Source organism: Micrococcus sp. SL257 (assembly GCF_026625585.1).
Classification (GTDB): domain Bacteria; phylum Actinomycetota; class Actinomycetes; order Actinomycetales; family Micrococcaceae; genus Micrococcus; species Micrococcus luteus.
The window spans coordinates 2157535-2182015 of the sequence record NZ_CP113053.1; the positions used below are offsets into that span (position 1 = coordinate 2157535).

The 24481-nt window shown below is 68.9% G+C and carries 18 protein-coding genes, 2 pseudogenes and 1 other annotated feature; of the genes and pseudogenes, 4 read left to right on the forward strand and 16 right to left on the reverse strand.

Annotated elements, in window-relative coordinates; all coding sequences use genetic code 11:
* The first annotated feature begins 296 nt into the window (after positions 1 to 296).
* Both OVA32_RS10005 and mobF read left to right on the forward strand, forming a co-directional pair.
* Entirely contained in the window at positions 297 to 878 is a 582-nt protein-coding gene (locus OVA32_RS10005) for a hypothetical protein (RefSeq protein WP_267714289.1), read from the forward strand.
* A complete protein-coding gene (gene mobF, locus OVA32_RS10010; protein ID WP_267714291.1) occupies positions 875 to 4537 on the forward strand; it encodes a MobF family relaxase in 3663 nt (1220 codons plus the stop codon). Before OVA32_RS10005 ends, mobF begins: the two co-directional genes overlap by 4 nt.
* A gap of 74 nt (positions 4538 to 4611) precedes the next feature.
* On the opposite strand, the gene OVA32_RS10015 is transcribed toward mobF, so the two are convergent.
* The 5 genes from OVA32_RS10015 to OVA32_RS10035 form a co-directional block, all read right to left on the reverse strand.
* Positions 4612 to 11403: a helicase-related protein gene (locus tag OVA32_RS10015; RefSeq protein WP_267714293.1), complete on the reverse strand. Its 6792-nt coding sequence runs from the start codon at positions 11401 to 11403 to the stop codon at positions 4612 to 4614.
* 161 nt (positions 11404 to 11564) lie between these two features.
* Positions 11565 to 12068 carry a hypothetical protein gene (locus OVA32_RS10020; RefSeq protein ID WP_248087508.1) on the reverse strand — a complete coding sequence of 168 codons (504 nt, stop codon included), beginning with the start codon at positions 12066 to 12068 and terminating at the stop codon, positions 11565 to 11567.
* A 199-nt stretch (positions 12069 to 12267) separates the two neighbouring features.
* On the reverse strand, positions 12268 to 12591 hold the full coding sequence (locus OVA32_RS10025; RefSeq protein WP_248087511.1) for a hypothetical protein: 324 nt from the start codon (positions 12589 to 12591) through the stop codon (positions 12268 to 12270).
* A gap of 12 nt (positions 12592 to 12603) precedes the next feature.
* Entirely contained in the window at positions 12604 to 13116 is a 513-nt protein-coding gene (locus OVA32_RS10030) for a single-stranded DNA-binding protein (RefSeq protein ID WP_155933463.1), read from the reverse strand.
* A gap of 94 nt (positions 13117 to 13210) precedes the next feature.
* Positions 13211 to 13777: a recombinase family protein gene (locus OVA32_RS10035; RefSeq protein ID WP_248087514.1), complete on the reverse strand. Its 567-nt coding sequence runs from the start codon at positions 13775 to 13777 to the stop codon at positions 13211 to 13213.
* 813 nt (positions 13778 to 14590) lie between these two features.
* On the opposite strand from OVA32_RS10035, the gene OVA32_RS10040 reads away from it, so the two are divergent.
* Positions 14591 to 14842, forward strand: a complete 252-nt coding sequence (locus tag OVA32_RS10040; RefSeq protein WP_248087516.1) for a hypothetical protein — start codon at positions 14591 to 14593, stop codon at positions 14840 to 14842.
* Positions 14839 to 15813, forward strand: coding sequence for a Clp protease N-terminal domain-containing protein (locus OVA32_RS10045; RefSeq protein WP_248087518.1), 975 nt, complete (start codon positions 14839 to 14841; stop codon positions 15811 to 15813). The genes OVA32_RS10040 and OVA32_RS10045 overlap by 4 nt, the downstream gene beginning before the upstream one ends.
* 227 nt (positions 15814 to 16040) lie before the next feature.
* Here OVA32_RS10045 and OVA32_RS10050 read toward each other — a convergent pair.
* From OVA32_RS10050 to OVA32_RS10095, 11 genes and pseudogenes are all read right to left on the reverse strand, one after another.
* Positions 16041 to 16344: pseudogene (locus tag OVA32_RS10050) on the reverse strand (integrase core domain-containing protein); the annotation flags it as partial.
* A 4-nt stretch (positions 16345 to 16348) separates the two neighbouring features.
* Positions 16349 to 17791, reverse strand: coding sequence for an IS30 family transposase (locus tag OVA32_RS10055; RefSeq protein ID WP_420709528.1), 1443 nt, complete (start codon positions 17789 to 17791; stop codon positions 16349 to 16351).
* Positions 17757 to 18467, reverse strand: coding sequence for an IS3 family transposase (locus tag OVA32_RS11700; protein ID WP_031943830.1), 711 nt, complete (start codon positions 18465 to 18467; stop codon positions 17757 to 17759). Before OVA32_RS11700 ends, OVA32_RS10055 begins: the two co-directional genes overlap by 35 nt.
* The gene (locus OVA32_RS11705) at positions 18464 to 18793 is read right to left on the reverse strand and encodes an IS3 family transposase (protein ID WP_031943831.1); all 330 of its coding nucleotides are present in this window, start codon (positions 18791 to 18793) and stop codon (positions 18464 to 18466) included. Before OVA32_RS11705 ends, OVA32_RS11700 begins: the two co-directional genes overlap by 4 nt.
* A gap of 252 nt (positions 18794 to 19045) precedes the next feature.
* Positions 19046 to 19729, reverse strand: coding sequence for a vitamin K epoxide reductase family protein (locus OVA32_RS10065; RefSeq protein WP_080695921.1), 684 nt, complete (start codon positions 19727 to 19729; stop codon positions 19046 to 19048).
* Between the two features lie 8 nt (positions 19730 to 19737).
* Positions 19738 to 20490 carry a DsbA family protein gene (locus OVA32_RS10070; protein WP_036317487.1) on the reverse strand — a complete coding sequence of 251 codons (753 nt, stop codon included), beginning with the start codon at positions 20488 to 20490 and terminating at the stop codon, positions 19738 to 19740.
* Between the two features lie 80 nt (positions 20491 to 20570).
* A complete protein-coding gene (locus OVA32_RS10075; RefSeq protein ID WP_044658555.1) occupies positions 20571 to 21488 on the reverse strand; it encodes a cation diffusion facilitator family transporter in 918 nt (305 codons plus the stop codon).
* Positions 21489 to 21718: 230 nt separating this feature from the next.
* A pseudogene (locus OVA32_RS10080) lies at positions 21719 to 22012 on the reverse strand (transposase); the annotation flags it as partial.
* Between the two features lie 4 nt (positions 22013 to 22016).
* Complete coding sequence (locus tag OVA32_RS10085; protein ID WP_420709528.1) at positions 22017 to 23459, reverse strand: IS30 family transposase; 1443 nt, start codon at positions 23457 to 23459, stop codon at positions 22017 to 22019.
* Positions 23425 to 24039 carry an IS3 family transposase gene (locus tag OVA32_RS10090; protein WP_248087469.1) on the reverse strand — a complete coding sequence of 205 codons (615 nt, stop codon included), beginning with the start codon at positions 24037 to 24039 and terminating at the stop codon, positions 23425 to 23427. Before OVA32_RS10090 ends, OVA32_RS10085 begins: the two co-directional genes overlap by 35 nt.
* A 32-nt stretch (positions 24040 to 24071) precedes the next feature.
* Positions 24072 to 24173 (reverse strand) — a sequence feature (AL1L pseudoknot).
* Positions 24131 to 24445, reverse strand: a complete 315-nt coding sequence (locus OVA32_RS10095; protein WP_248087472.1) for a transposase — start codon at positions 24443 to 24445, stop codon at positions 24131 to 24133. It overlaps the preceding feature by 43 nt.
* Positions 24446 to 24481 lie beyond the last annotated feature (36 nt).

Genomic DNA, 24481 nt, shown 5'->3' on the forward strand with positions numbered 1-24481 from the left:
AGGTGCAGGGGAGACCTGCACCCCAGGGGAGCACCGCGCACAGCGCGGAGCCCCCCTGCAAAAGACCGTTCACACGTCTGGCACCAAGGTGCACTGCCGTCACGCTTCGCGTGACACACCCGCCTCCAGATGGGAGGCGAACAGCCTGCATGAACGCTTCACGTTCCTGCAGACACTGCGCGCGGCCGCTCCCAGATGGGTCGCCGGCCTCGCGCCGGTACTGCTCGGCCGCGTGCCGCACAGCGGCCTACCGGGCGCGCACGACCAGCGCCCCGCCCCACCCGGCCGTGGCCAGGGTGGCCGAGCTGGAGGCCCAGCTCGTGGCCGCTGAGACGCGCATCGGCCAGCTGACCGCCGCCACGCGCCGCAAGACCGGCCAGGTGAAGTACCTGGCCGGGCTGCTGGCCGACGAGCGGCGCAGCGCGGACACGGCCATCGCGGACCAGGCCGTGCGGACGCAGGCTGTCCGGTCGGACAACGCCCGGCTGGCCGGCCAGGTGGCCGACCTGCGCCGGTCATGGTCCGTGGCCACCGCGGACACTGACCTGACCCCTGACCAGGTGGCCGCCCTGCGTGGCCAGCTGGCCGCTGTCCGTGGCCAGCTCGAGCAGCTGTCCGGACGGCACCGTCGCCTGTCCGCAGCAGCCGAGGTGGCCGCGACCGAACGCGGCCAGCTCCAGGGCATCGTCCGGCAGTGGGACACGCTCTGCCGCCGCCTGGCCAAGGCCGTGGCCGGTCAGCCGGTCAGCCCGGCGGACAAGCGCATCCTGGCCACGCACGCCCGGTTCCGGTCAGCCCTGGCCGGACCTGACCGGACACGCGGGGGCGGACAGCACCGGACAGCCCCGGCCACTGACCGGGGAGGTGTCCGGCCATGACCGTGTCCATCTCGAAGATGTCCATCGACTACTACCTGGACTCCGTGGCCACCGGTGACCGGTCCCTGTCCGCCGACGCCGTGGCCACTTCCCGGCGTGATCTGACCGCCTACTACACGGAGGCCGAGGCCCCGCCCGGGCTCTGGCTTGGCCGTGGCCTGGCCGGCACCTCGCTGACCGCTGGCCAGCAGGTGGCCAAACTCGATGCCGTGTCCGTCTACGAACTGGCCAAGGACCCGGACACCGGCCAGCGGCTCGGACGTCCGCCGATCAAGGAGGTGGACGCGCCCCAGGGGGCCACCACCCCGTCTGGCCGGAAAGCGAAGGCCACCCGCAAGCCCGTGGCCGGGTTCGATCTGACCTTCTCCGTCCCGAAGTCCGTGTCCACGCTCTGGGCCATGTCCGGTCCGGCCCTTCAGGGCCAGATCCAGGACGCCCACCGACAGGCCATGCACGAGGCCCTGGCCTGGGTGGAGGACAACGTCCTTCAGTCCCGGGCCGGCCACGGCGGCGTCGCCCACGTGCCCGTGACCGGCCTGGTGGCCAGCGCCTTCGACCACTGGGACTCTCGCGCCGGAGACCCCCAGCTGCACACGCACGTGGTCGTGTCCAACCGGGTCCAGCGGATCATGGATGGCCAGTGGGCCACCCTGGACTCTTACACGCTGCACCGCCACGTGGTGGCGATCTCGGAGAAGTACAACGCGCTGCTGTTCGACCGGCTCCACGGCCAGATCGGCGCGCTGGCCGAGTCCCGCGACCCGGCCCTGTCCGACGCCCTGGACCGTGTGCTGTCCGGCCAGGAGCTGGAGGCGGAAACGGTCAAGGACTCCCCCGGCCACAGGATCGAGCTGGCCGGCGTCCCGGACAGCCTCATCGAGGAGTTCTCCACTCGATCCCGACTCATCGAGGCCCGCAAGGACGAGCTGATCCGCCAGTGGACGGACAACCACGGGCGTACCCCGCCGGCGGCCGTCGTGCTCCAGCTGCGCCAGCAGGCCACCTTGGAGACCCGGACACCGAAGCGGACGTCGAACGAGACCCTGGCCGAGAAGATGGTCAGCTGGCGTGACCGCGCCCTGGCCGATGGCCACGACCCCGCGGCCATCGTGGCCGCCGCCGTCGGCCACGACCGGCGCACCGTGGCCGCTGACCAGCTCACCCCGGACGCCGGCGAGGCGATGGCCGTCTGGGTCCTCACGGACGCCTCTGTCCGGCGGACCACCTTCACCCGGGCCAACGTGCTGGCCTCCGCCGAGCGCGTGCTGGCCCTGGTCCGGTTCGACACCGCCGAGGACCGGCACGCGGCCGCAGACGAGCTGGTGGACAAGGCCCTGGACAAGGCCGTGTCCCTGACCCCGGACCGGATGAGCGCCCCGCCCGAGTTCGACCCCGTGCTGTCCGCCCCCGGTGGCCGGTCAGGACTAGACCACAAGCGCGTGTCCGGCCTCTGGACGACCGGACAGATCATGTCCGACGAGGCATTCCTGATGGACCGTGTCCGGTCAGCCGACGCCCCGGTCATCGCCCCGGACACGTTGGCCGCACAGGTGGCCGAGGTGACCACCAAGGACGGTCACGCCCTCTCGGCTGACCAGGCCCGTGCCACCGAACATGTGCTCTCATCCCCCGCAGGGATCGACGCGATCATCGGTCCGGCCGGCACCGGCAAGACCACCACGATGGCCGCCGTCGCCCGGCTGTGGGAGCGCCAGCACGGGGAGAACTCCGTGGTCGGTCTGGCCCCGTCCGCCGTGGCCGCTGGAGTCCTGGCCGATGAGCTCGGCGTGGAGACCGAGAACACGGCCAAGTGGCTGTACGAGTCCGTGGGCGACGGCGCGGCCCGCCGCGCCGAGCGCGTGGCCGGGCTTGAAGCACGCTTGGCTCAGCTCTGGGACGCCGCCCCCACGGACAACCGCACCCGGCAGATCGAGACGATCACCGCCCGCCTGGCCGAGCAGCACGCCGCCCAGGCCCGGTTCACCCTCCACCCTGGCCAGCTGCTCATCGTGGACGAGGCATCGATGGTGGCCACCGCGCAGATGGCCGAACTGGCCCGCCAGGCCGAACAGGCCGGAGCCAAGGTGCTGCTCGTGGGCGACCCCGCCCAGCTCGAAGCCGTCGAGGCCGGCGGCTTCCTGGGTTGGATGGACCGCGCCGAGGACGTGAACGTGGCCCGCCTGGACCAGGTGTGGCGATTCCGCAATCAGTGGGAGCGCAAAGCCTCCCTGCTGCTGCGCGAGGGCAACCACAGCGCCCTGGACATCTACGAGCACAACGGCAGACTCCACGGCCATCCCAACGTGGACGCCGCGGACACCGCCTACACCGCCTGGCTCAACGACAAGCACCAGGGATTGTCCACGATCCTGATTGCCTCGGACAACGCCACCGTGGCCGACCTCAACGCCCGCGCCCAGGCCGACCTCGTGGCCGAAGGACTCGTGGACATCGAGACCACCGTGCGACTCCGCGCCGACATCGCCGCCGGTGTGGGCGACGAGGTCCTGGCCCGCCGCAACGACCGGTCCCTGCGCGACTCGACCGGAGCGTTCATCGCCAACGGCACCCGGCTCACCCTGACCGGCATCAACCCGGACGGGTCCGCCCACGCCGTCGTGGACGGCACCGGTGGAACGGTCACCCTGGACCCGGACTACCTGGCTTCCTCAACCGAGCTGGGCTACGCCACGACCGCGCACCGTGCACAGGGCGTCACCGTGGACACCGGCCACACCGTGGTCGAGATCGGCCAGTCCCGCGAGCTGTTCTACGTGGCCATGACCCGGGGCAAGCAGGCCAACAACGCCTACGTCGACCTCGCCCCCGATGACCACGCATCCCCCGATGAGTGGGGCCTGTTCCAGCGCACCCCCGGAGCCGACACCCCCGTGGGCGCGCTGAAGGCGGTGCTGGACCACACCACCGCGGAACGCTCGGCCCACGAGGTCCAGGGCGCAGAACGCGCGTGGGCGAACGACCTGGGCCGCATGGTCCACGAGCACGAGTTCCTCGATTGGGCCGCCCGAGCAGAACGCACCAGCACCTGGATAGACCAGCACATCCACGACCCGGCCACCAACGCCGCCTTCCGCGACCTTGAGACCTGGAATCGTCTCGTCAAGGCCGACCCCGCCCGCACCCTGCCCGAGGACATCGAGACCCCCGACTCCGTCACGGCAGTCCTCACGCAGTGCGAGGTCCGGACACCGCCCTCGATCCTGGACGCCCCCTCGCCGGCCAACGAGCAGCGTGCCGAAGCCGCCGCGCAGGTGCGCGAACGGGCTCTCGCGGAGCTGGAGCACCGCTGCTCCGTCATCCGTGAAGAACAGCCCGCCTGGTTCGAGCTCATGCAGGACGAGGGGGCCAGTGACGAAGCGCTGCGGCACGTCATCATCTGGCGGGCCGTGTCCAACCAGGACGACGAGCTGGACACACCTCTCGGCCGTGAGCCGGATCCCGAGGACGCTCTCGCACACCACTATCAGCGAGCAGTGCACGCCCTCACCGCGTCCACCGATGAACAGACCATCGCCCAGCTCACGGACCACCAGATCGACATGTCCTGGGTCGCGGAGATGGCGGATGACCCGGGGTATGACCTACACACCATGCCCGAATGGGACCTGGACGAGTCCGCGTCCGGACCCACTCGCTGAAACAGGCGCAGGGCCTGGAGCGTCACCCGCTCCAGGCCCTGCGCCATGATCCCGTCCCGCTCTCTACGTGTGGCTCACCGCCCGGGTCCGTCGAAGTCGGGCCTGCTCGGTGCGACTGGAATCAGGTCGATGGTGCGCTCTCCAGGCGTCTTGACGGTCTCCCGGTGCACCGTCGCCACCTGAGTCTTCCGCTCCTGATCCGAATCCATGTTCGGGACCTGCTTCGCCGGCGACGCAGCCTCCCCGGTCACCCCCACTGTGGTCGGCACAGCGCCCGTGTCCGCGACAGCCCCTTCCAGAGAACGGCCTCCAAACGTGGCTGTCGCATCCAACGGCCCGTCGATCTCCCACACGTGGCCCGCATCCCGGGTGCTGACCTGGAACGTGGCTCCGTCGTCGCCGCGCAGGGTCAGCACCCCGACGTCGACGCGCTGGCCGTAGTCGGTGACCACGGTCTGTTCCTGACCGATGACCTGTCCGATCTTCACGCCGTCGCGTGACCGGTCACGCATCCGGTAGTCGGCCACCGTGTCCACCACGAGTGTCCGCCCCTGCCAGTCCGCGGACATCGCGATGTCCTTGGCCGGACACGCCTTGACCGGCTGTCCGGCCGGCGTGGCCAGCCTGGCCAACTCCTGCACCGTCAACGCGGCCCGTGTCCGGCCATGAACGTTCACCACGGTCGTTTCCTTCCGCGTGCACTCGCGCTTTTCGCCGTCCTGGCCGGCGTAGGTGATGTTCTTGGTGCCGCCGTACCCGACGCTCAGGACGGTGACCGCTTCCTTGACCGTCGAGTTCCGGTCAATGTCTGCCGCCATGACCGTGTCTCCTGGCCGCAACTGTCCGACCTGGACAGAGGTCGTGGCCGCGCCCCACAGTCGTGTCCGCTCCTGCTCGGACAGCTGCACCGGTGCGGCCGTCTTCCACAGGCCACGGTCCGTGCCCTCCTTCCACGCGGCACGGTCTCGGGCCTGGCCAGTGTCCGGGCTGACCGCGATCGTCTGCCCGGACCCGTGCGTGGCCGGTATCAGCCGCACGATGTCGCCCTCGTACCCGAACCCAGGCACGTCCTCGAGCAGCACCTCACCCGGCAGGAACTCACGCGGCCACCGCTTCAGGGCATCCTCTGCCTCCGCCGCACGTCGAGCAGCCTCCTTCTCCGGACAGGTCGCGTCCAGCAGGATCACCGGAGTTCCGTGCGCCACGAAATCCTCGTTCGGAATGAACTCCCCCGTCCCGGAGACGATCATGTTCCCGTTTCCGTCCAGACGTCCCTGCCGGGCCTCCTTCACCTTCGGCGTCGTCCCCGGACCCCGCTGTTCTGGGTCGGCCTCGACCCAGACTTCGCGGAGCACTTCGCCGTCGTAGCCGAACGCGTCCTGCGGCCGCCTCACGATCTTGTGGCGGTCCAGGTCAGCGGTCATGCACTCCCGCTCCAGCGGACTGAGTCCGGCCTCGCGGCGCACCACGAGCTTGCCCTGGCTGCGGATTCGAAAGGCGGGGATCGCCTCGGTGGGCTCTTCACCCACCGGCCAGGCCCACAGCTCTCGCTGGTTCACCCCAACGGAATCCGTGGTGTACCCGACCGCGTAGAACCCCTTGTTGTACTCCCACACGTCTCCCTCGTGCGGAGTGTTTGCGTGACCGACGAGGCCGCGTTCTTCGAGCTGCTCGGGGGTGTACTCGACCTCCTTCGGCATCGACAAGGACTGGTCCTCGTCTTCCATCTCGGCCTGCAACGCTGCCAGCTCGCGCTGTTTGTCGGCCAGCTCAGCTGCCTGCGGGAACGCACCCTCCAGACCGGCGCGCATGTCCGGGATCGCGGCCGCCAAGCGGTCTGCCTCGGCCTTGTCGGAGATGAGCTGCTCGGGCAGGCCAGCCACGAAGTTCTCCACGGAGCGGATCGCGCCCGCCGCAGAGACCTCCCCACCGAGCACATGGGCGGCCTGCCAGTCCCGACGCACGCTCGGGGCGCCCATCGGCACCACGAACACGCGTGTCCCCTGACGGACCGTGCCCAGCTCCACTCCGCCGAGCGTGCCCACCGGCTCCGGCTCGGTGGCCTCCATGAAGTCGGGCCGGTCCGAGCGCGCCGCCTCCTGGCGCAGCGCGTCCACGATGACCTGCCCAGCCTCTTCACGCGAGGTCGTCGTCCGTCCGTCCGTCGTCGTGAACGCGAACGCGTCCCCGTCCGTGGGCCGAACTCCTGCGGCGATCCCGATCAGCGCGTCCTGCCGGCCGGTCAGGAACTGCTGACGCTGGGTCATCGTGTTCAACTCGACCCGCTGCGTGGCCCGCTGCTGTGCCCACCCGGACTGTGCGCGGGTCAGCTGCTCGACGTCCATCTGCAGCTGGGCCATCTCAAGCACGCGCGGGTCGTTGGCCAGCACCGCCGCCGCCGTCGCCCCGGAGATGTCCAGGCCGGCCACGACGTCCTCCATTGCACGCCCGTTGACCTGCCCGTTCTTCACCTGAGCGATGAACCCGGCCTTCCGGGCGATCATGTCCCACGAGTACACGTCGAACGTGGATTGCGTGGCCCACGAGTAGATCCGCACTTCCTCGTTCTGGTTGCCCTGCCGGATGATCCGGCCTTCACGCTGCTCCAGGTCCGCCGGACGCCACGGCACGTCCATGTGATGCAGGGCGGTGGCACGGGCCTGGATGTTCGTGCCGGTGCCCATCTTCTGCGTCGAGCCGATGATCACGTTGATCCGCCCGTCGCGGCACTTCTCGAACAGCTCCTTGCGGGCCTCATCGGTCTTCGCGTCGTGGATGAACGCGACCTTCTCCGGGTCCATGCCCCGAGCGGCCAACTCCTCCCGGAGGCCCTCGTACACGTTCCACTCCCCATCGCCCTTCGGCGTGGACTGGTCGCAGAACACGATCTGAAGACCGCCGGTGACCGGCGACGGCTCCCCGTCGGCCCCGCGGTACACCGTGTCCTTGGTCTGCTCATGTACCGTCATGATCTGATCGGCCACCGCCGCGACACGGCCCCCATCCGGGTCAGCTGGCAGCCCCACCAGGCGCGGGTCCAGGGCGACCTTCCGCCCATCACCAACGATCACGAGCATGTTGTCCCCGCCCTTGACCGGAGGGCTGTTCTTCACCGCCTCGATGCGCGTCTTCAACGACTCCACGTACGCGGCCACCTGCTCGGAGGGTTCCCGGGCCATGAGGATGCGGTCCCCGGTGGCGACCTTCGGCAGCGTCGTCTCCAGCTGGTCCCGGAGCACCACGTCCGTGAACGTGGAGTTGATCGACAGCAGCTCGGGCACGTTCACGTACTCCGACACCTTGACCACCTGCTGGAACCCGTCGCCGGTGACCGTGGGCCGCAGCTGTGGCTTCACCTTCGTGAACGCCTGACCCCAGGCGGTCACCGTGTCCGCGTGGGCTGCCTCCAGCAAGTCCGGGCGCAGGTAGTGCTGCATCACCCACATCTCGGCCATGTTGTTGGCCACCGGAGTGCCGGTGGCGAACGTGGCCACCGCCGGCAGATACCCCGGCCCAGCGATCCCGGCCCGCTCGGCCGCCTCGGTCTTCACCTCTCGCAGGGCACGAAGCTTGAAATCCAGGTCCATCGCTCGGCCGGACCCGGCGCAGGCCAGCTCGGCCAGGTCCGAGGACCGGGCCAGGTTCTTGTAGTGGTGGGCCTCGTCCACCAGCAGGTAGTCGATGCCGGACTCTTCGAACGTCACCCCAGGATCGGTGTTCGCCGCGATCCGGGCGTGCTGACGCTCCAGCGTCTTCTTCGCCTTCTCCGACCGCTTCACCCAGCCAGCGTCCTGATCTTCCCCGGCCGTGGCCGAGTCCAGCTCATCCTGGGCATCCTTCAGCCACTGGGCTTGCTTAGCCGGGTCGATCTGCACCCGCTCGAACGTGGTCTGCGGCATGACCACCAGGTCCCACTCGCCGGCGGCGACCTGACCGATCCACTCCTGCCGCTCACCCTTGGACAGTCCCGTGGGCACCGCGATCACGTTCGCCCCCGGGTACCACTGCACGGCCTCCGTGGCGATCTGGTCCACCAGGTGGTTCGGGACCACCATGCACGGCTTGGACACGATCCCCGTGCGCTTGAGTTCCATTGCGGACATGATCATCGACCCGGTCTTGCCCGCGCCCACGACGTGGTCCAGCAGCACCGTCGGCTCGGACACCGCCCGCGCCACCGCCGACCGCTGGTACGTGTACGGCGTCATCGCCTCCGACAGCCCCGGCAAGGACAGCCGCTCACCTGCGGCCGAATAGTCCGGGGCCACCGTCGAGTTGAACACGTCGTTGTACCGGGCCTGCAACTGGATGACCCGGTCCGGGTCGGCCATCATCCATCGCCCGAACTCGGCCCGGATTTCCTCGACCTTCGCACGCGCGGCCGCCGTCGCGGTCTCGTCCTTGACCCGCTCTCCGTCGCCCACATCCTTGGTGACGGTCACGGTCTTCATGTTCATCGCGGAGACCATCAGCTGAGCCGGAGTGCGCTCCTTGATCCCCCAGGCGTACCGGACGGACGGGTCCAGTCCCCCGCGGGGCACCTCGACCTCCCAGGCATCCGTGCCCGGGTTCAGCCGCACCTGGCACTGGGCCTTCAGCGTCTCGGACACGAACTGGCGGTACGTCTCCTCCGGCACCCAGCGGACACCGACGTTCACCGCGACGTCCTGCAACGCGATCTCGTCCGGGACCACGGCCTCCAACGCACCGACGTTCTCGGCGAACTGCCCGTCCTCGGCCATCGCCTCCCGCGCGGCCGCGAGCTTGGCCCGCACGTTGCCCGACAGGTACGTCGTCTTCGGGACCAGTACGCCCGTGCCCGGCTCCTCGAACACCTCACCGGCCAGCCGGCCACGCGCGGTCTCCGCGTCCACGTCCAGCAGCTCGGCCACCCGGTCCACGTCCACGGTCCGGGTCTCGTCCATGCTGATGGCGATCGCGTCCTCCACGGACTCGGCCCGCTCGGGCCGGGTCCGGTGCGTGACCACGTCGCGGGTCAGCAACGCCCCCGCCGTCGCGGTCTGGCTCGCCTCGTCGAAGACCTCCATCGAACGCAACAAGCCCATCTTCGGGTCTCCGGCCAGCCAGGCGATGTGCGGCTGTTCCCGCTTCTTGAACTCCGGACGGCGCGCACGCTCGTCCCATTCCGCCGCCAGTTCCTCGGGCACGGGGACATCTGCTGGAGCGATGTCGCCGTCTTGCGGCAGGCTGTCCCGCCACTCCGCCTCCAACTCGGCCCGCTTCTTCTCACGGTCGGCCTTCGAGGGCGGTCCGTACTTGTCCTCGCCACGCCCCAGCGCCCCGTATTCCGCCGTGTAGGACTCCCACATGCTCCGCAGCTCGCCACGCACCCGCTCCCGTTCAGCCTCCGGCGCCCCCTGACGCTGCACCGTCATGACCTCCGTGGCCTTGTCGCGCAACGCGAGGATGGCCCGTGCCTCTCGGCTCAGCTTCTTCGCCACACGAACTTCTGCCCAGACCATCCCCGCGCGGTACTGCTCGAACCGGCCCTCGTCGGAGTTGAACCGGATGTGTCCGATCTGCGCCTCCGGCTCCGGCGCAAACCGCAGACCCGCCTCCGTGTCCACCGCGACGGCCGGTGCCGGGTCGTAGCCCAGCCCCGAGACCAGCCGCGCGTCCAGCACCTGCTCGGACAACCGCGCCCGCACCTGTTCGGCCACATCCACGCCCTCGCCCGGGGTGACCTGGTAGGTCGCCCCGAACGCGGACGAGGCGTACGCCGGCTCACCGATCACCGCCTCCGGGTGCGCGCTGAACCATGCCGAGTACGGCACCTCATGCTGACCACCGTCACGGTCCGTCACCGTCATCTTGGCCGGCTCGACCCACGCGTTGACCCGGTCCAGGTCGATCTTCTCCCCAGGCTTGCGACGCCGGAACACGAGCACATCGGTCTTCACGTCCGTGCCCGCACTGGCCTGCATCGCCCCGTTCGGCAGACGCACCGCGCCTACCAGGTCCCCGTACCGGGCCATCTCTCGCCGCGCGGTCGCCCGCTGTGAGTCCATCGTGTACGTCGAGGTCATCACGGCCACATACCCGCCCGGGGCCGTCAGCCGCAGCGACTTGATGATGAAGTGATTGTGGATCGAGTGCCGCATCGCGTTGTGCGTCGGGTCAGTCACGGAGAACTCCCCGAACGGCACGTTGCCCACCACAGCGTGGAACGAGTCCTCCGGCAGCATCGTCTTCTCGAACCCGGCCGCGTGGATCTGCTGGTCCGGGTGCAGGTGCGCGGCGATCCGTGCCGTCGTCTGGTCCACCTCTACACCGACCATGCGCGCACCTTCCGGGGCCAGCCCCAGGAACTCACCCGAGCCGCATCCCGGCTCGAGCACCGCGCCGTCCTCGAACCCGGCCGTGTCCAACACGTCCCACATCGCCGCGGCCACCGCCGGGTCCGTGTAGTGAGCGTTCAGCGTCGTCGCCCGCGCCTGTAACCACCCCTCCGGCCCCAGCAGCTCCCGCACCCGCGCCCGGTCCGTCTCGCTGATCCTCGTGTCCGCGTCATCGAACACGAACGGCAGAGCACCCCAGGCCGACCACCCGGCCAGCACCTCCTGCTCGGCCTCGGTGGCCGGCCGCCGCTCCTGATCGAGCGTGGTCAGCACCTCAAGTGCAGCCAGGTTGGCCGCGAACCGCTCCTGAACCCTGGCCGGACGCCGCGTGCCACCTGTCCACGGCTGGCCGGCCACCACGGCCACCTCCGGCCCGCTGTCCGCGTCGGTGGCCACCTCCGGCTCAGCGGTCTGGACAGCGGCCACCGTGGCCGTGCTCGCTTCGTTCTGGCCGGTCAGGCTGTCCGGCTCGTACGGCAGCTGTCCGGCCAGCACCCGCTGCGTCATCTCGCTGAATCCAGACACGCCCTCGGACGTGTCCGGACCGCCCGCCCGGCCTGTCCGGTCAGTGTCCGCGTCAGAGGTCACGCTGTCCGCCGTCACGGACACGGCCCCCTCCGGTGTCCGGTCCGTGGCCGTGCTCGTGTCCGCGTCTGCGGACAGGCCGGTCAGACCTCCTTGGCCGCCATCAGCTCCCGCAGCTTCTCGTTCACCAGACGCGGCGGTGCCTGCCGCCCCGGCCACGGGTCCATCCCCTGCGACCGCATCCAGCTGAAGACCTCGTCCACCATTGCCTCCAGCCGTTCCGCCCCGGCCAGCTGCGTCCGCGCCGGAAGCGCCTCGAACTCCGCCCGATCCACCGGCTCCACCCGGCCCGGAGCCATCTGCGCGTGCCGACTCAGCACCATCGCCCGCAGGTGCCGGCCGAACAGCTCGCTCGCCCCCTGGAACGCCTCCAGCGACATCAGCGCGTCCGCCACCGTCGGGAACTCCTCCAGAATCGCCGGGTCCTCGTACTGCCCCGTCCGGTCCACCGAGTCGTCCCCGTACGGCGTCGGCTCGTCCAGTCGCTGCCACACCGTCGGGTCCGCCTCCCACTCCCGCTGTGCCTGCGCGTTCACGGTCGCCGCCAGCAGCTGGTCCTCGGTGACCTCCGCTTCGAACTGCTCCATCGTTCCGCGTCCCTTCTTCCTCGAATGCAATCGCCTCGTCCAGCGCATCGAACAGCGACAGCTGCCCCGATACCGGACCCTTGGACTTTCTCGCCATGACCTGCTCCTGACGTACTTGACATAACTCCACAGCACCGGTGGGAAGTCAAGCGACTTCCCACCGGTGCCGTGAGCGACCGTTATTGGGTGTGACAGCGGCTCAGAGGGACGGCCCGTTCACAGACGCCCCGCCCATCCCGAAACCGCCGATCTCTCCGCGCTCCATCGCCTTCGCGGCCCGGTCCACCTCGGAGCGCCTGCCCGGTGAGCCAGGCGGCCGCCGCCGCGCCGTGTATCCCGGCTCTGGCGCTGCGACCTTGTTCTGCGACGCCTCCAGCGCGCGCAGCTTCTCCTTGGCCGCCCGGCCGGATTCGCCCGGCAAGAACTCCGCCCCCAGCTCCAGAGACAACCGCTGCACGCCACGCTCCAGCCGCTCCTGGCGGCTCTCTGCCCCGCTGTGCACCTGATCAGAGGGAGTAGCCATCGTCGCTCACCCTCACCGCGACGGGCCGGACATCGCCGGCCCGCTCTGCTCGACCCCGAAGTGCTGCTCCACCGGACGCTGGGAGGCCTGCCACGCCGGATCAGCGACCACGTTCTCCGGCCCCTGGGCCTCCAGCCCCCGACCACGCCCAGCACCGGCCCCCGGCCCGACCTCGACCGTGTTGTGCTGCATCGACGCGGACACGTCCTCAGCCCAGATCCGGTTGTTCAGCCCGGCCTCGCCGTCCCGGTTCACGTACGGCTCCACGCTGTACCGGCCCGTCACGCTCAGCCGCTGGCCCTGCTCGACGGAGGCCAACACGTTCTTGCCCAGCTGCTCCCGACCCACGGCGACGTCGTAGTAGATCGGGTCCACGTCCTTGTACTGCCGGCTCTCCCGGTCGAACACCTGCTGGGGCTCGGCCAGCCGGAACGCCACCAGCTGCCCTCGCTGGGTGTCCACGGTCTTCGGGTCCGTCGCCACGTAACCGGTCACGGTCTTCTCACGGTCGATGTTCTGACGCATCAGGATTCCTCCTCGAGTCCCGCCCGAACCCCCGTGGCCCGGACACCACTGATACGTCCCGCCCCCACCGCCCGCGTGTGACACACATCCCGTCTCAGTCGTAGTCACCCGCCCGCACCCGCGTGATCGTCCGCCTGCTCACCCCTTGCAGTGCGGCCACCTCGGCCACCGACAGCCCTGCCTCCAGCGCGGCCTTGACGGCATCCACCGCCACCGGGGACAGCGCACGCGGCCGGCCACCGACCCTGCCCTGCCGGCGGGCGTGCGCCAGCCCCTCACGAGTGCGTTCCACGATGACCTCCCGCTCCCACTCCGCCAGCGACGCGATGGTCCGCACCACCAGCCGTCCCGCCGGCGTCCCGGTGTCCAGGTCCAGGTCCAACGCCTTCAGCCGGACACCGGCTGCTTCCAGCTGCGCCACCGTCCGCAGCGTGTCCACCGTCGACCGGCCGAGCCGATCCAGCCGAGTTACTACGAGCATGTCCCCCTCACGCAGCCACCCCAGGGCTTCACGCAGACCCGGCCGCCCGGATTTCGCCCCGCTGATCACGTCCGTGAAAACCCGCTGGGCACCCACCCCAGCCAACGCGAGCTTCTGTGCTTCCAGTGACTCCGCCTGATCCCGCGTCGAGACGCGCGCATACCCTGCCACACCATTCATCCCCGGACTCCTTCAGGACGCCACTACCTAGACATGAGTGGATTCGTCCGCCGAGGCGAACATGTATGTCTCTTACGCGGGCAAGTCGTATGGTGCCCGCCAGCTCGACTCCTCCCGACTGATTCGCGTGACCCATTGCGCCGGCACCCACGCATTCCGCGGGGCAGCGCCTGGGGCCGGGATCCAGTGCAAGAGCACGTGCGTGCGAGACCACCGGGCCGCCTTCGCATCCACCACCTCATCAGGCAGCCTCGCCCGGACGTACGGCTCACGCCGGTACGGGGCACTGCCGATCTCGTCCACGGACTGCCACGCCGGCCCATCGAACACCTCAACTCCGCCTGCAAGCACCAGCCGAGGAAACATCACCGAGTGGACGGGATAGCCCGCAGCCACCATCGCGGGCGCTCAAGCCGCCCCGCACCCCGGCTGCCCGGACGCCCGGGCGGGCCGCGCCCGCCGACCGCTCGCTGCGCTCCCGGCCGGCGGGCCTAAGAACCGACACGCTCGCCCCCGACAGAGCGCCAAGAATCGGAGACAGCCCGCCTTTTGGCCCACGGGGTTCTGTCCAGAATTTTGCCCACCCTCGGAACCCTTCCCGTGGCCCTTCCCGAGCGCGCCAAAAAACCTTCGTATCTGCCGCCACCACATACGACGGCGCCCGCCACTAACCAAATGGGCAGCGGCTATGACAGGAGGCTAGTAGTCGCAGCCCCACTGGCAGATGCCCACACCCCGGCGACGGCCGCGCCCGATCAAAGCCGTAGAGCAACCATGGTTGACAAGCGGGGGGATAGCAACCAAGGTTGACGTATGGGCGGACAAGACCTCGCTACCTCGGCGGCCGACACCAACGATCCCCGCCGTGGCCTGCGCGCCGTTTCGGCCCTGCGACGGCTCGCCGACGAGCTGGAACTGCGGCAGGTGGAGGCCGCCCTGGCTCAGGGCATGGGCTGGCCGGAGATCGCCGACGCCCTGGGCGTCACCCGGCAGGCCGTCCACAAGAAGTTCGCCAAGCGGGTCGACCCGACCCTGCTCCACCCCACCCGTCAGGAGAAGCGATGAATCGCATCCAGAGGCTCTTCATGGGCACCGGCCGCAACATGGGCATCATCGTGACCGCCTGGCGCGAGGCACTGCTGGCCGGTGCCCAGGAGGTCACCCCTGACCACCTGCTCACCGCCCTGGCAGTCTCGGGGGGCCCTGCCGCCGAGCTGTTGGCCCGCCATGGCGTGACCGTCGCGAGGTTGCGTGAGGCCACCCACACCCGCGACGTCAACGACTTGGCCAGCCTGGGAATCGATGCGAGCACCCTCGGACAGCCGCGGCGGCGCTCGATCGCCCAACTGTGGAGTACCACTCCCAAGCTTGAGATGAGCCCGCTCACCGAGCAGCTGGTCAATTCCTCGCAGGGGGCAGGCGGGGAGCTGGAGGCGCTGCGCACCCTCATCGACCACCCCACCACGGGTGCTGCCGAGGCACTGCGCGGCTGCGGGGTCGACATCGAGGCCCTACGGGCAGACCTGGACGCCGACACGTCTGCCATTGTCCACAGCATCCGGCACGTGGCCCCGATCCCCGGGCTGCTCGACGGACTGGTTGAGTCCACGGTCGCGGTGACGCGCTTCGTGCCGGTGGACATCGAGCGCCTTGCAACGGTGACGCGCAGCCCGGAACTGGTGGTCCAGTGGTTCTACGGCGGTCCGGATGTGCACCTCGACGAGCAGCACCGCATCCTGCGCGAGCAGAAGGCGGCCACGATCGAACTGCGCAAGGTCGTCGACGAGCGCACCGGCGACCGGCTGGCGATCGCCTGGCAGGAGCACTGGAGCGGCAACAAGCACCACGACCCACGCGGCTACTATCTGCACCTGCTCATGCAGCCGGCCGGGATGGGCACGCGCATCACGTTCACCCGGGGGTTTCGTGGCTTCGGTCGGGGCGGGCGCGTGATCGCCCGACTCAGCGCCGAGCTGTCCCGGTTGAGCGTGAACCCGACCATCCAGAACTTGGTCCAGGTGGCCGAGGATGAATGAGGTTCATACCCAGGCGGTTGGCGGCACTACGACAACCATCACCGACCCCACACAGCCTGCGGAAACCAGCTGCCCTTCTCACGGTTGACCAACGTCCCCGGTCAGTACACCCAGGGATGCGATCCGTCGAAGCTGGCAGAATCACCGGCTTTCTCATCTTCAGGTGAGGGCCGGTCTTGTTGAGATGTCCACCCCCCGCCTGAAGCGCCCTGGGTCTCGTTCCGAGGTCAGGACGCAACGGGCGCTGAATCCTGGTCGTGAGTGTAGGCCGCCTCGACCTCCACTGGAGTGCGGTAGCCGAGCGCTTCATGGAGACGCTGCGTGTCCCACCACTGCACCCACCCCATGGTGGCCAGCTCAACCGCCTGCACGGACTCCCAGATCCGCTTGGAATGGATGAGCTCGGCCTTGTAGAACCCGCTCACGCTCTGAAGCCAGGGCGTTGTCGTAAGAATCGCCCACGGTGCCCACCGGAGCCGTCACCCCGGCGGTGATCAGCGCGTCCGAGTACGCCAAGCTGACGTACTGGGCGGGTTCAACCGGTCGTTGCAACACCGTGCGTTGAGAGCGAGCGTAGCTGCTCGGCGAAGACCTCCGCGGGAGTCTTCCAGTCCAGGACCTTCCTGGGCCTGTTGTTCAGCGTGTACGCGACTGCTGCGAGGTCCTCGGCCGACCATCTCGACAGGTCCGTGCCCTTGGGGAAGTACTGCCGCAGCACCCCGTTCGTGTTCTCGTTCGTCGGCCGCTGCCACGGCGAGTGGGGGTCAGCGAAGAACACCTTCGTGCCCGTGGCCATCGTGAACTGGACATGCCCGGCCAGCTCCTTGCCCCGATCCCACGTCAAGCTCTGACGCAGCTGCTCCGGCACCGTCGCCATCGCCTTGATCAGGGCCGCGGTCATCGCCTCGGCCCCGTACCCACCCAGCGACGGCCCGTTCTTCACCGGCGGCCGCTCACCCCATCCCTCCAGGCGGGGCAAGTGGACCAGGATCGTGGCCCGGCTCTTGCGCTCGGCCAGAGTCCCGATCGCTGAACGCTCGGTCCCGATGATCAGGTCCCCTTCCCAGTGCCCGGGCACAGCACGATCAGCGGCCTCGGGTGGGCGCTTGCTGAACACCACGTCCTCGGTGACGTGGCCCTGGGGCTTGTTCCGGGTACGTGCCCGCGGCTCGCGCAGAGCCCGCCCGGTACGTAGGCACCCGACGAGTTCGCGTTTGAGTGCGCCCCGTCCCTCGACGAACAGGGACTGATAGATCGCCTCGTGAGAGATCCGCATGGACACATCATCCGGGAACTCCAGGCGCAGCCGGTGGCTGATCTGCTCAGGGCTCCACGCCGTGGACCACCGCCGGTCCGCCCGGCGCGGTTTCATCTTCCGCCCCTTGAAACCGGGCCCGACCGGTCCCGGCACGGCCACGCCATCGGGGCCCAGGACCACCCCGTTCAGGCGTGCCTGGACGTAGTCGTGCAGTCGCTGGTTCGTGGCCAGCTTCGCCGGCTTGGGCCGCCTGGCAGCTTCCTGGGCCTTCCACTGCGCCACCGTGGCCCGGTACTCCTGCTTCCCGGAACGAGTGGCGCAGTTACGGCGCAGCTCACGGCTGATCGTGCCGGGATCACGTTCCAGCGTGCGTGCGATCTGACGGACCCCCTGGCCCTGGGCATGGAGGATCGCGAGCTCCTCACGCTCAGCGAAGGACAGATACCGGCCGGTGGGCTCGGCTAAGGACAGCGGGGTCATCCCGCCAGCGTGACGGAACCAGCGCGCCCCGACGGGCCAGGACACGCCCACAGTCAGGGATGCCTCGACCGTGGTGACACCGGTGGCGATCACACGCCAGAACTGGCGTTGGACCTCCCGTGAGGGCTGCGGCCTGCCAGGAGAGCGCATCGGGGCCCGCAAAGCCCGATCCGCTCTCCACTGCCGACGTGTCCCCTCGGGCACGTCACTGATCTTCCTCGCCCAGTCCTTGCTTGCCATCGCCCATACCTCCAGTGATTCCGAGAGGGTGTTGCGACGACCGATTGAATCCACCGACGCTGCCGTGGTCGGAGTGGAAGATCGCGCCGACCAGCGACCCGCGGTCGTGGTGCGCGGCACGGAGGGCGTCTTCGACGAGTTCGGTGCGCATGTGGTCGGCGACTTGCCAGCCCGCGAGCTTCCGGGAGCCGAGATCGATGCAGGACGCGAGGTAGAGGTTCGTGCCGTCGGCGATAGGCAGGTAGGTGATGTCGCCCACGTAGCGGCGGCCGGGGTCGCCGACGGAGAAGTCCCGTCCGATCAGGTCGGGGAAGCGCCTGGCGGACTGGTCCGGGATCGTGGTCTTCACCCGTCGTCGCAACCGGATCCCCGCGAGACGGTGCTCACGCATTACCCGCGCGACGCGCTTGTGATTCACCCGCTCCGCAACGGGCACACCGTCGTTGAGGTCGGCGGTGATCCTGGGCGCCCCGTAGGCGCGGTCGCCACCCTGAGCGGGGTCTTGCAGCACCCGGATCCGCGCCGCCAACACCGCGTCGTCTGTCGCCTTCGCGGCTCGCCGCCCGGCGGAGTCCAGCCAGGCGTAGAACGACGAGCGGGCGACCTCGACGACCTCACACAACCGCTTCACGCCGTAGGCGTCCTTGTGATCCTCAACAAACTGGAAGCGGTTCACCAGTTCGTCTCCCCGGCGAAATACTTCGCCGCCTGACGGAGGATGTCCCGCTCCGTCTCGAGCTTGCGGGCCTCGGCCTGCAAGGCTGCGAGGTCGGCCTCCAACCGGAGGACCTTCGCCGCCTGCGACTCCGGTCGCCCCGTCGCCCCCGGCGGCGACGCAGCGGCAACCGTGACCCCGGAGCCGAACTTGTCGACCCACTCTTTCAGCGCACCCCGAGAGATCCCGAGATCCCCGGCGATGCCCTTGAGCGTCGAACCCGGCGTGGACTCATACAAGTCCACCGCGCGCTGCCGGAACTCGTCCGTGTAGTTCTTCCTAGCCATCCCTTGGATTCTCGCTTCCCCAGCATCGTGCTGGAATCAGCGTGTCCAAGATCAGGGGTCAAGCGCCGCCCTGCCCTTCTCGGTTTCCCAACCTGTGTCCGGCTTTGCCGACAGCTCGGCTCCTCACGCCTCAGGTAGTGCCCGAGCGCCAGCCCTGCTTGGCGGGCGCCGATCACTAGCACGTCGGTCTCGGCCATGGTGTGGTTTCTCCTCGTTGCGGGCGCGTGGGCGGGCCGTAGTGCGGCTGGTGTGTCAGTAACCGGTGAGGGCCGGGAAGAAGGTCCAGAACACCGAGGCGGCCACGGCCACATAGGCGATGGCCACCAGGGTTCCGGCCCAGCCGGCGGAGAACCGCACCACCGCGGCGTGCGCGGGGATCACGCCGTGGGCGAGGTTGCGCACGGTGAGCAGGATGAACAGCGGGATCATCGCCGCCCACACGATCATGCAGTACAGGCACAGGATGTGGATCTCGAACAACGCCTGGGACCACAGCCAGATGGTGAACACCGTGCCGGCGGTGACCCCGGCCTGCAGGCCGGCCCAGTACCAGCGCCCGGGGCTCGCCCCGGAGAGGGTCACCATGGCGGTGGTGATGACCACGGCGAACGCCACGATGCCGATCAACGGGTTGGGGAAGCCGAACAGCTCGGACTGCCAGGTCCCCATCACCTTCCCGCAAGACACCCAGGGGTTGATGTCACAGCTGGTGATGTACCCGGCATCCTCGTACAGCTCCAGGCGTTCGAGCACCAGGATCGCCGAGGCCACCCAGCCGACCACCCCGGTGATCAACAGCACCAGGCCGAACGGACGGTGCCGGGCGACAGTCGGTATCCCCGCTACGTCGGAGGCCTGCCCGGTACCGGCAGGGCGGTCGGTGGTGGTCGTGGGGATCGTCACGGGTGAATTGGTGTCGGTGTCGGGGACACTCATGGGCCCGGTCAGTCCGTCGTGGCGGCGGCGTCGACCTCGGCGCGGAACTGCTCGAGGGTGTTCAGAGTGAGCATCTGTCCGTCCAGGAAGAAGGTCGGGGTGCCCTGCACGCCCAGCGCGGTCCCGTCGGCCACGTCGGCCTCGATGCGGTCGCGGGTGGCCGGGTCAGCCACCGCGGCATCGTAGGCGGCCATGTCCAGGCCGAGATCCTCGGCGTAACCGCGGAACACCGGGCTCCGGTCCTCAGTGGTATGGCTCCACTGCTCCTGGGTGTCGAACATCTGCTGATACATCGCCTCGTACTGTCCCTGCTGGCCGGCGGCTTCCACGGCTACGGCGGCGGTCATCGAGTTGGGATGTCCGGGCAGCGGGAAGTAGCGGTGCACAAAGGTCACCGTGTCGGCGTACTCGGCGCGCAGTTCTTCCACGACCGGGTAGGCGGCCTTGCAGCCCTCGCACTCGAAGTCCAGGAACTCCACCAGCACGGCCTGCTCGTTCGGGGCCTTGGACAGTACCCGGCTGTCTGGGCGCATCACCGGCGTGGCCTCCGAGGGGGCGCTCTGCCCGGTCCCGGAGGAGGCAGTTTGCCCGGAGCCCTGGGGGGCGGCGTCGCGGGGGCCGCTGGCGGCCACCACTCCGACGATCAGCCCGGCCAGCACCACAGCGGCCAGTACGACCCAGACGATGGTCTTGGCCTTGCGGGATGTGGTGCCCGGTGTTGACGGATCAGAGGGGGTCGGATTGCGGGTCGGTGTGCTCACGAAGGGATCCGTTTCGGTCGGTGGCGACGGCACCGTGCCGTCGGGGTGGGAATGAGCTGGGGCTGGGATGCAGGGGTGGGTCAGGGGTGGAGGGTCTCAGTGTGGGGGTGGGTGGCCGGTTCGATTTGGAAGGTGGAGTGTTCGATGGGTACTTGGAAATCCTGGGCCACGCACCGTTGCAGGTCGGTCAGCACAGTGCCCAGGTGCGCGGCGGTCAGGCAGCCGTTGTGCACGGTGACGTGCGCGGAGAGCACGGGGGTGTCGGAGTCGATGCGTGAAGCGTGCAGGTCATGGACCTCCAGCACGTGCGGCAGCTCCGATAGCCGGATGCGGACCGCCTCCAGGTCCAAGCCCTTGGGGGTGGTCTCCATGAGTACGTCGATGGTGTCGCGAAGCAGGATCAGGGCTCTGGGCACGATCAGTGCGGCGATCAACAGGGACACCACCGCATCGGCGCGATTCCAGCCGGTGGTGGCGATCACGATCGCCGAAACGATCACTGCGACCGATCCCAGGGCGTCGTTGAGTACCTCCAGGAACGCGGCCTTCATGTTCAGGTTCTGCCCCCGGGCCGAGGCCAGGATCGCCAGCCCGATGAGGTTGCCGGCCAGCCCGATCACCCCGAACCAGAACATGGTGGTGGATTCGACCTCGGGCGGGGCCAGGAGCCGGCGCACGCCCTCCACGGCCACGAAACCGCCCACGGCCAGCAGCACCGCCGCCTGCGCGGCCGCGGCGATGATCTCGGCCCGCTGGTACCCCCAGGTGCGCTTGTCCGTGGCCGGGCGCAGCGCCAGGGACGCCGCGATCAGGGCGATCAGCAACCCGGCTGAGTCAGTAAACATGTGCCCGGCGTCGGCCAGCAGGGCCAGACTGCCCGAAGCCAGCGCGCCGATGACCTCGGCGACCATGATCGTCGCGGTGATGGAGAAGACCACGGCCAGCCGGCCCCGCCGGCCCGCCGCCGGAAGAGCATGGGAATGATCGTGTCCGCTCATACCAGGGTCTCTTCCACTCGATGAATCATCAGCTGAACGTCACCATCCTGTCCGGCGATACTGAAGGCACGCTCAATGCGCACAGCAGGCGCAATCCGCCCCGCAGCCATCGCCGTCCTTCTCGTTCTGGTCCCCGGCGATCAGCGCGGAGGCGGGGGTGCAGCAGGCATCCCCGCGCCAGGCCTCCACCCGGGCCTTGGCCCTTGATCGTGGACACGGTGTCGGTTCGGTTATGCCGCTTCCGCAAGCGTAGCGGAGCGTGCGGCTTCGTAGGCGTTCGGGCTGATGTTGCCGATCGCGGAGTGGCGCCGGCGAGTGTTGTAGCGGTTCGCCCACCGGAACACGGCCCGGTAGGCGGTGGCCTGGTCCGGGAACGCTGACCGGCCGGCGAGGAGTTCGCGCTTGAGCGTGGCGTTGAAGCTTTCCGCGAGTGAGTTGTCGGCACTCGTGCCGACCGCGCCCGTGGACTGGGTCACGCCCAGCTGCTCGCAGAGCGCGGCGTAGGCCTTCGAGGTGTAGACGGCGGGTTCAACCGGTCGTTGCAACACCGTGCGTTGAGAGCGAGCGTAGCTGCTCGGCGAAGACCTCCGCGGGAGTCTTCCAGTCCAGGACCTTCCTGGGCCTGTTGTTCAGCGTGTACGCGACTGCTGCGAGGTCCTCGGCCGACCATCTCGACAGGTCCGTGCCCTTGGGGAAGTACTGCCGCAGCACCCCGTTCGTGTTCTCGTTCGTCGGCCGCTGCCACGGCGAGTGGGGGTCAGCGAAGAACACCTTCGTGCCCGTGGCCATCGTGAACTGGACATGCCCGGCCAGCTCCTTGCCCCGATCCCACGTCAAGCTCTGACGCAGCTGCTCCGGCACCGTCGCCATCGCCTTGATCAGGGCCGCGGTCATCGCCTCGGCCCCGTACCCACCCAGCGACGGCCCGTTCTTCACCGGCGGCCGCTCACCCCATCCCTCCAGGCGGGGCAAGTGGACCAGGATCGTGGCCCGGCTCTTGCGCTCGGCCAGAGTCCCGATCGCTGAACGCTCGGTCCCGATGATCAGGTCCCCTTCCCAGTGCCCGGGCACAGCACGATCAGCGGCCTCGGGTGGGCGCTTGCTGAACACCACGTCCTCGGTGACGTGGCCCTGGGGCTTGTTCCGGGTACGTGCCCGCGGCTCGCGCAGAGCCCGCCCGGTACGTAGGCACCCGACGAGTTCGCGTTTGAGTGCGCCCCGTCCCTCGACGAACAGGGACTGATAGATCGCCTCGTGAGAGATCCGCATGGACACATCATCCGGGAACTCCAGGCGCAGCCGGTGGCTGATCTGCTCAGGGCTCCACGCCGTGGACCACCGCCGGTCCGCCCGGCGCGGTTTCATCTTCCGCCCCTTGAAACCGGGCCCGACCGGTCCCGGCACGGCCACGCCATCGGGGCCCAGGACCACCCCGTTCAGGCGTGCCTGGACGTAGTCGTGCAGTCGCTGGTTCGTGGCCAGCTTCGCCGGCTTGGGCCGCCTGGCAGCTTCCTGGGCCTTCCACTGCGCCACCGTGGCCCGGTACTCCTGCTTCCCGGAACGAGTGGCGCAGTTACGGCGCAGCTCACGGCTGATCGTGCCGGGATCACGTTCCAGCGTGCGTGCGATCTGACGGACCCCCTGGCCCTGGGCATGGAGGATCGCGAGCTCCTCACGCTCAGCGAAGGACAGATACCGGCCGGTGGGCTCGGCTAAGGACAGCGGGGTCATCCCGCCAGCGTGACGGAACCAGCGCGCCCCGACGGGCCAGGACACGCCCACAGTCAGGGATGCCTCGACCGTGGTGACACCGGTGGCGATCACACGCCAGAACTGGCGTTGGACCTCCCGTGAGGGCTGCGGCCTGCCAGGAGAGCGCATCGGGGCCCGCAAAGCCCGATCCGCTCTCCACTGCCGACGTGTCCCCTCGGGCACGTCACTGATCTTCCTCGCCCAGTCCTTGCTTGCCATCGCCCATACCTCCAGTGATTCCGAGAGGGTGTTGCGACGACCGATTGAATCCACCCTGGGCGCCTCGGTCCGAGTGGTGGATCAGGCCCTGCCGCCCGCGGGTAGCGCCGGTGGAGACCAGTGCGTGCTCCAGGGCCAGCAACGGTAGCCCCGCGGTGTGCAGGCTGCCCGAGACCGCCCATCCCACGACGCGCCGGGAGTACACGTCGGTGATGAAAGCGACATAGCAGAACCCGCCCAGGATCCTCACGTAGGTGATGTCTGCGACCCAGAGCTGATGCGGGCCATCCGCGGTGAACTGCCGCTCCACCAAGTCAGGGCGGGTATCCGGCTCACCAGTGGGCTTCGTGGTGACCGGCTTGCGGCCACGGCGAACCCCTTCGAGGCCGGCGGCCTTCATCAGCCGCCCGACCTGGTCTCGGCCTACTTCCCAGCCGGCCCGGACCATCGCGTGGTGCATCTTCCGGACCCCGTAGACGCTGTAGTTCTTCGCGTGGATCCGCTCGAGCTCCTCGATGAGGAGCTCGTCTCGTAGAGCCCTCTCGGAGGCAGGCCGTCTTTTCGCGGCGCGGTAGCTCACGTCGAGGTGATGAACCCACATTCCGTCGCACGCAGGGTGCGACAGATGGCCTCGACCCCGAATTGATCGCGGTGTTCGTCGATGAACGCGATCATCTCGTCGTGGGGCGGTCGAGTTCCCTGGCGAAAAAAGCCGAGGCGGCTTTGAGGATCTCGTTCGCTCGCCGGGCCTCGGCGAGCTCACGCTTGAGGCGCTTGTTTTCCTCCTGCATGCTCTCGCCGGCAGGCGCTGGTGCTATCTGGTGGCCGTGGCGGTTGCACCACATGCGCAGTGTCTCTTCACCGGCTCCGACCTGCGGGGCGATGGCTCGGATGGAGTGCGAGCGAGGCCCTCCTTGAGCGGCTTGGCGTTCCAGGACCATCCGCACAGCGCGCTCACGCAGCTCGGGGGTGTACTTCTTGGGCATGTTCCGATTCTCCGTCAGTTGGATCGGAACGAAACC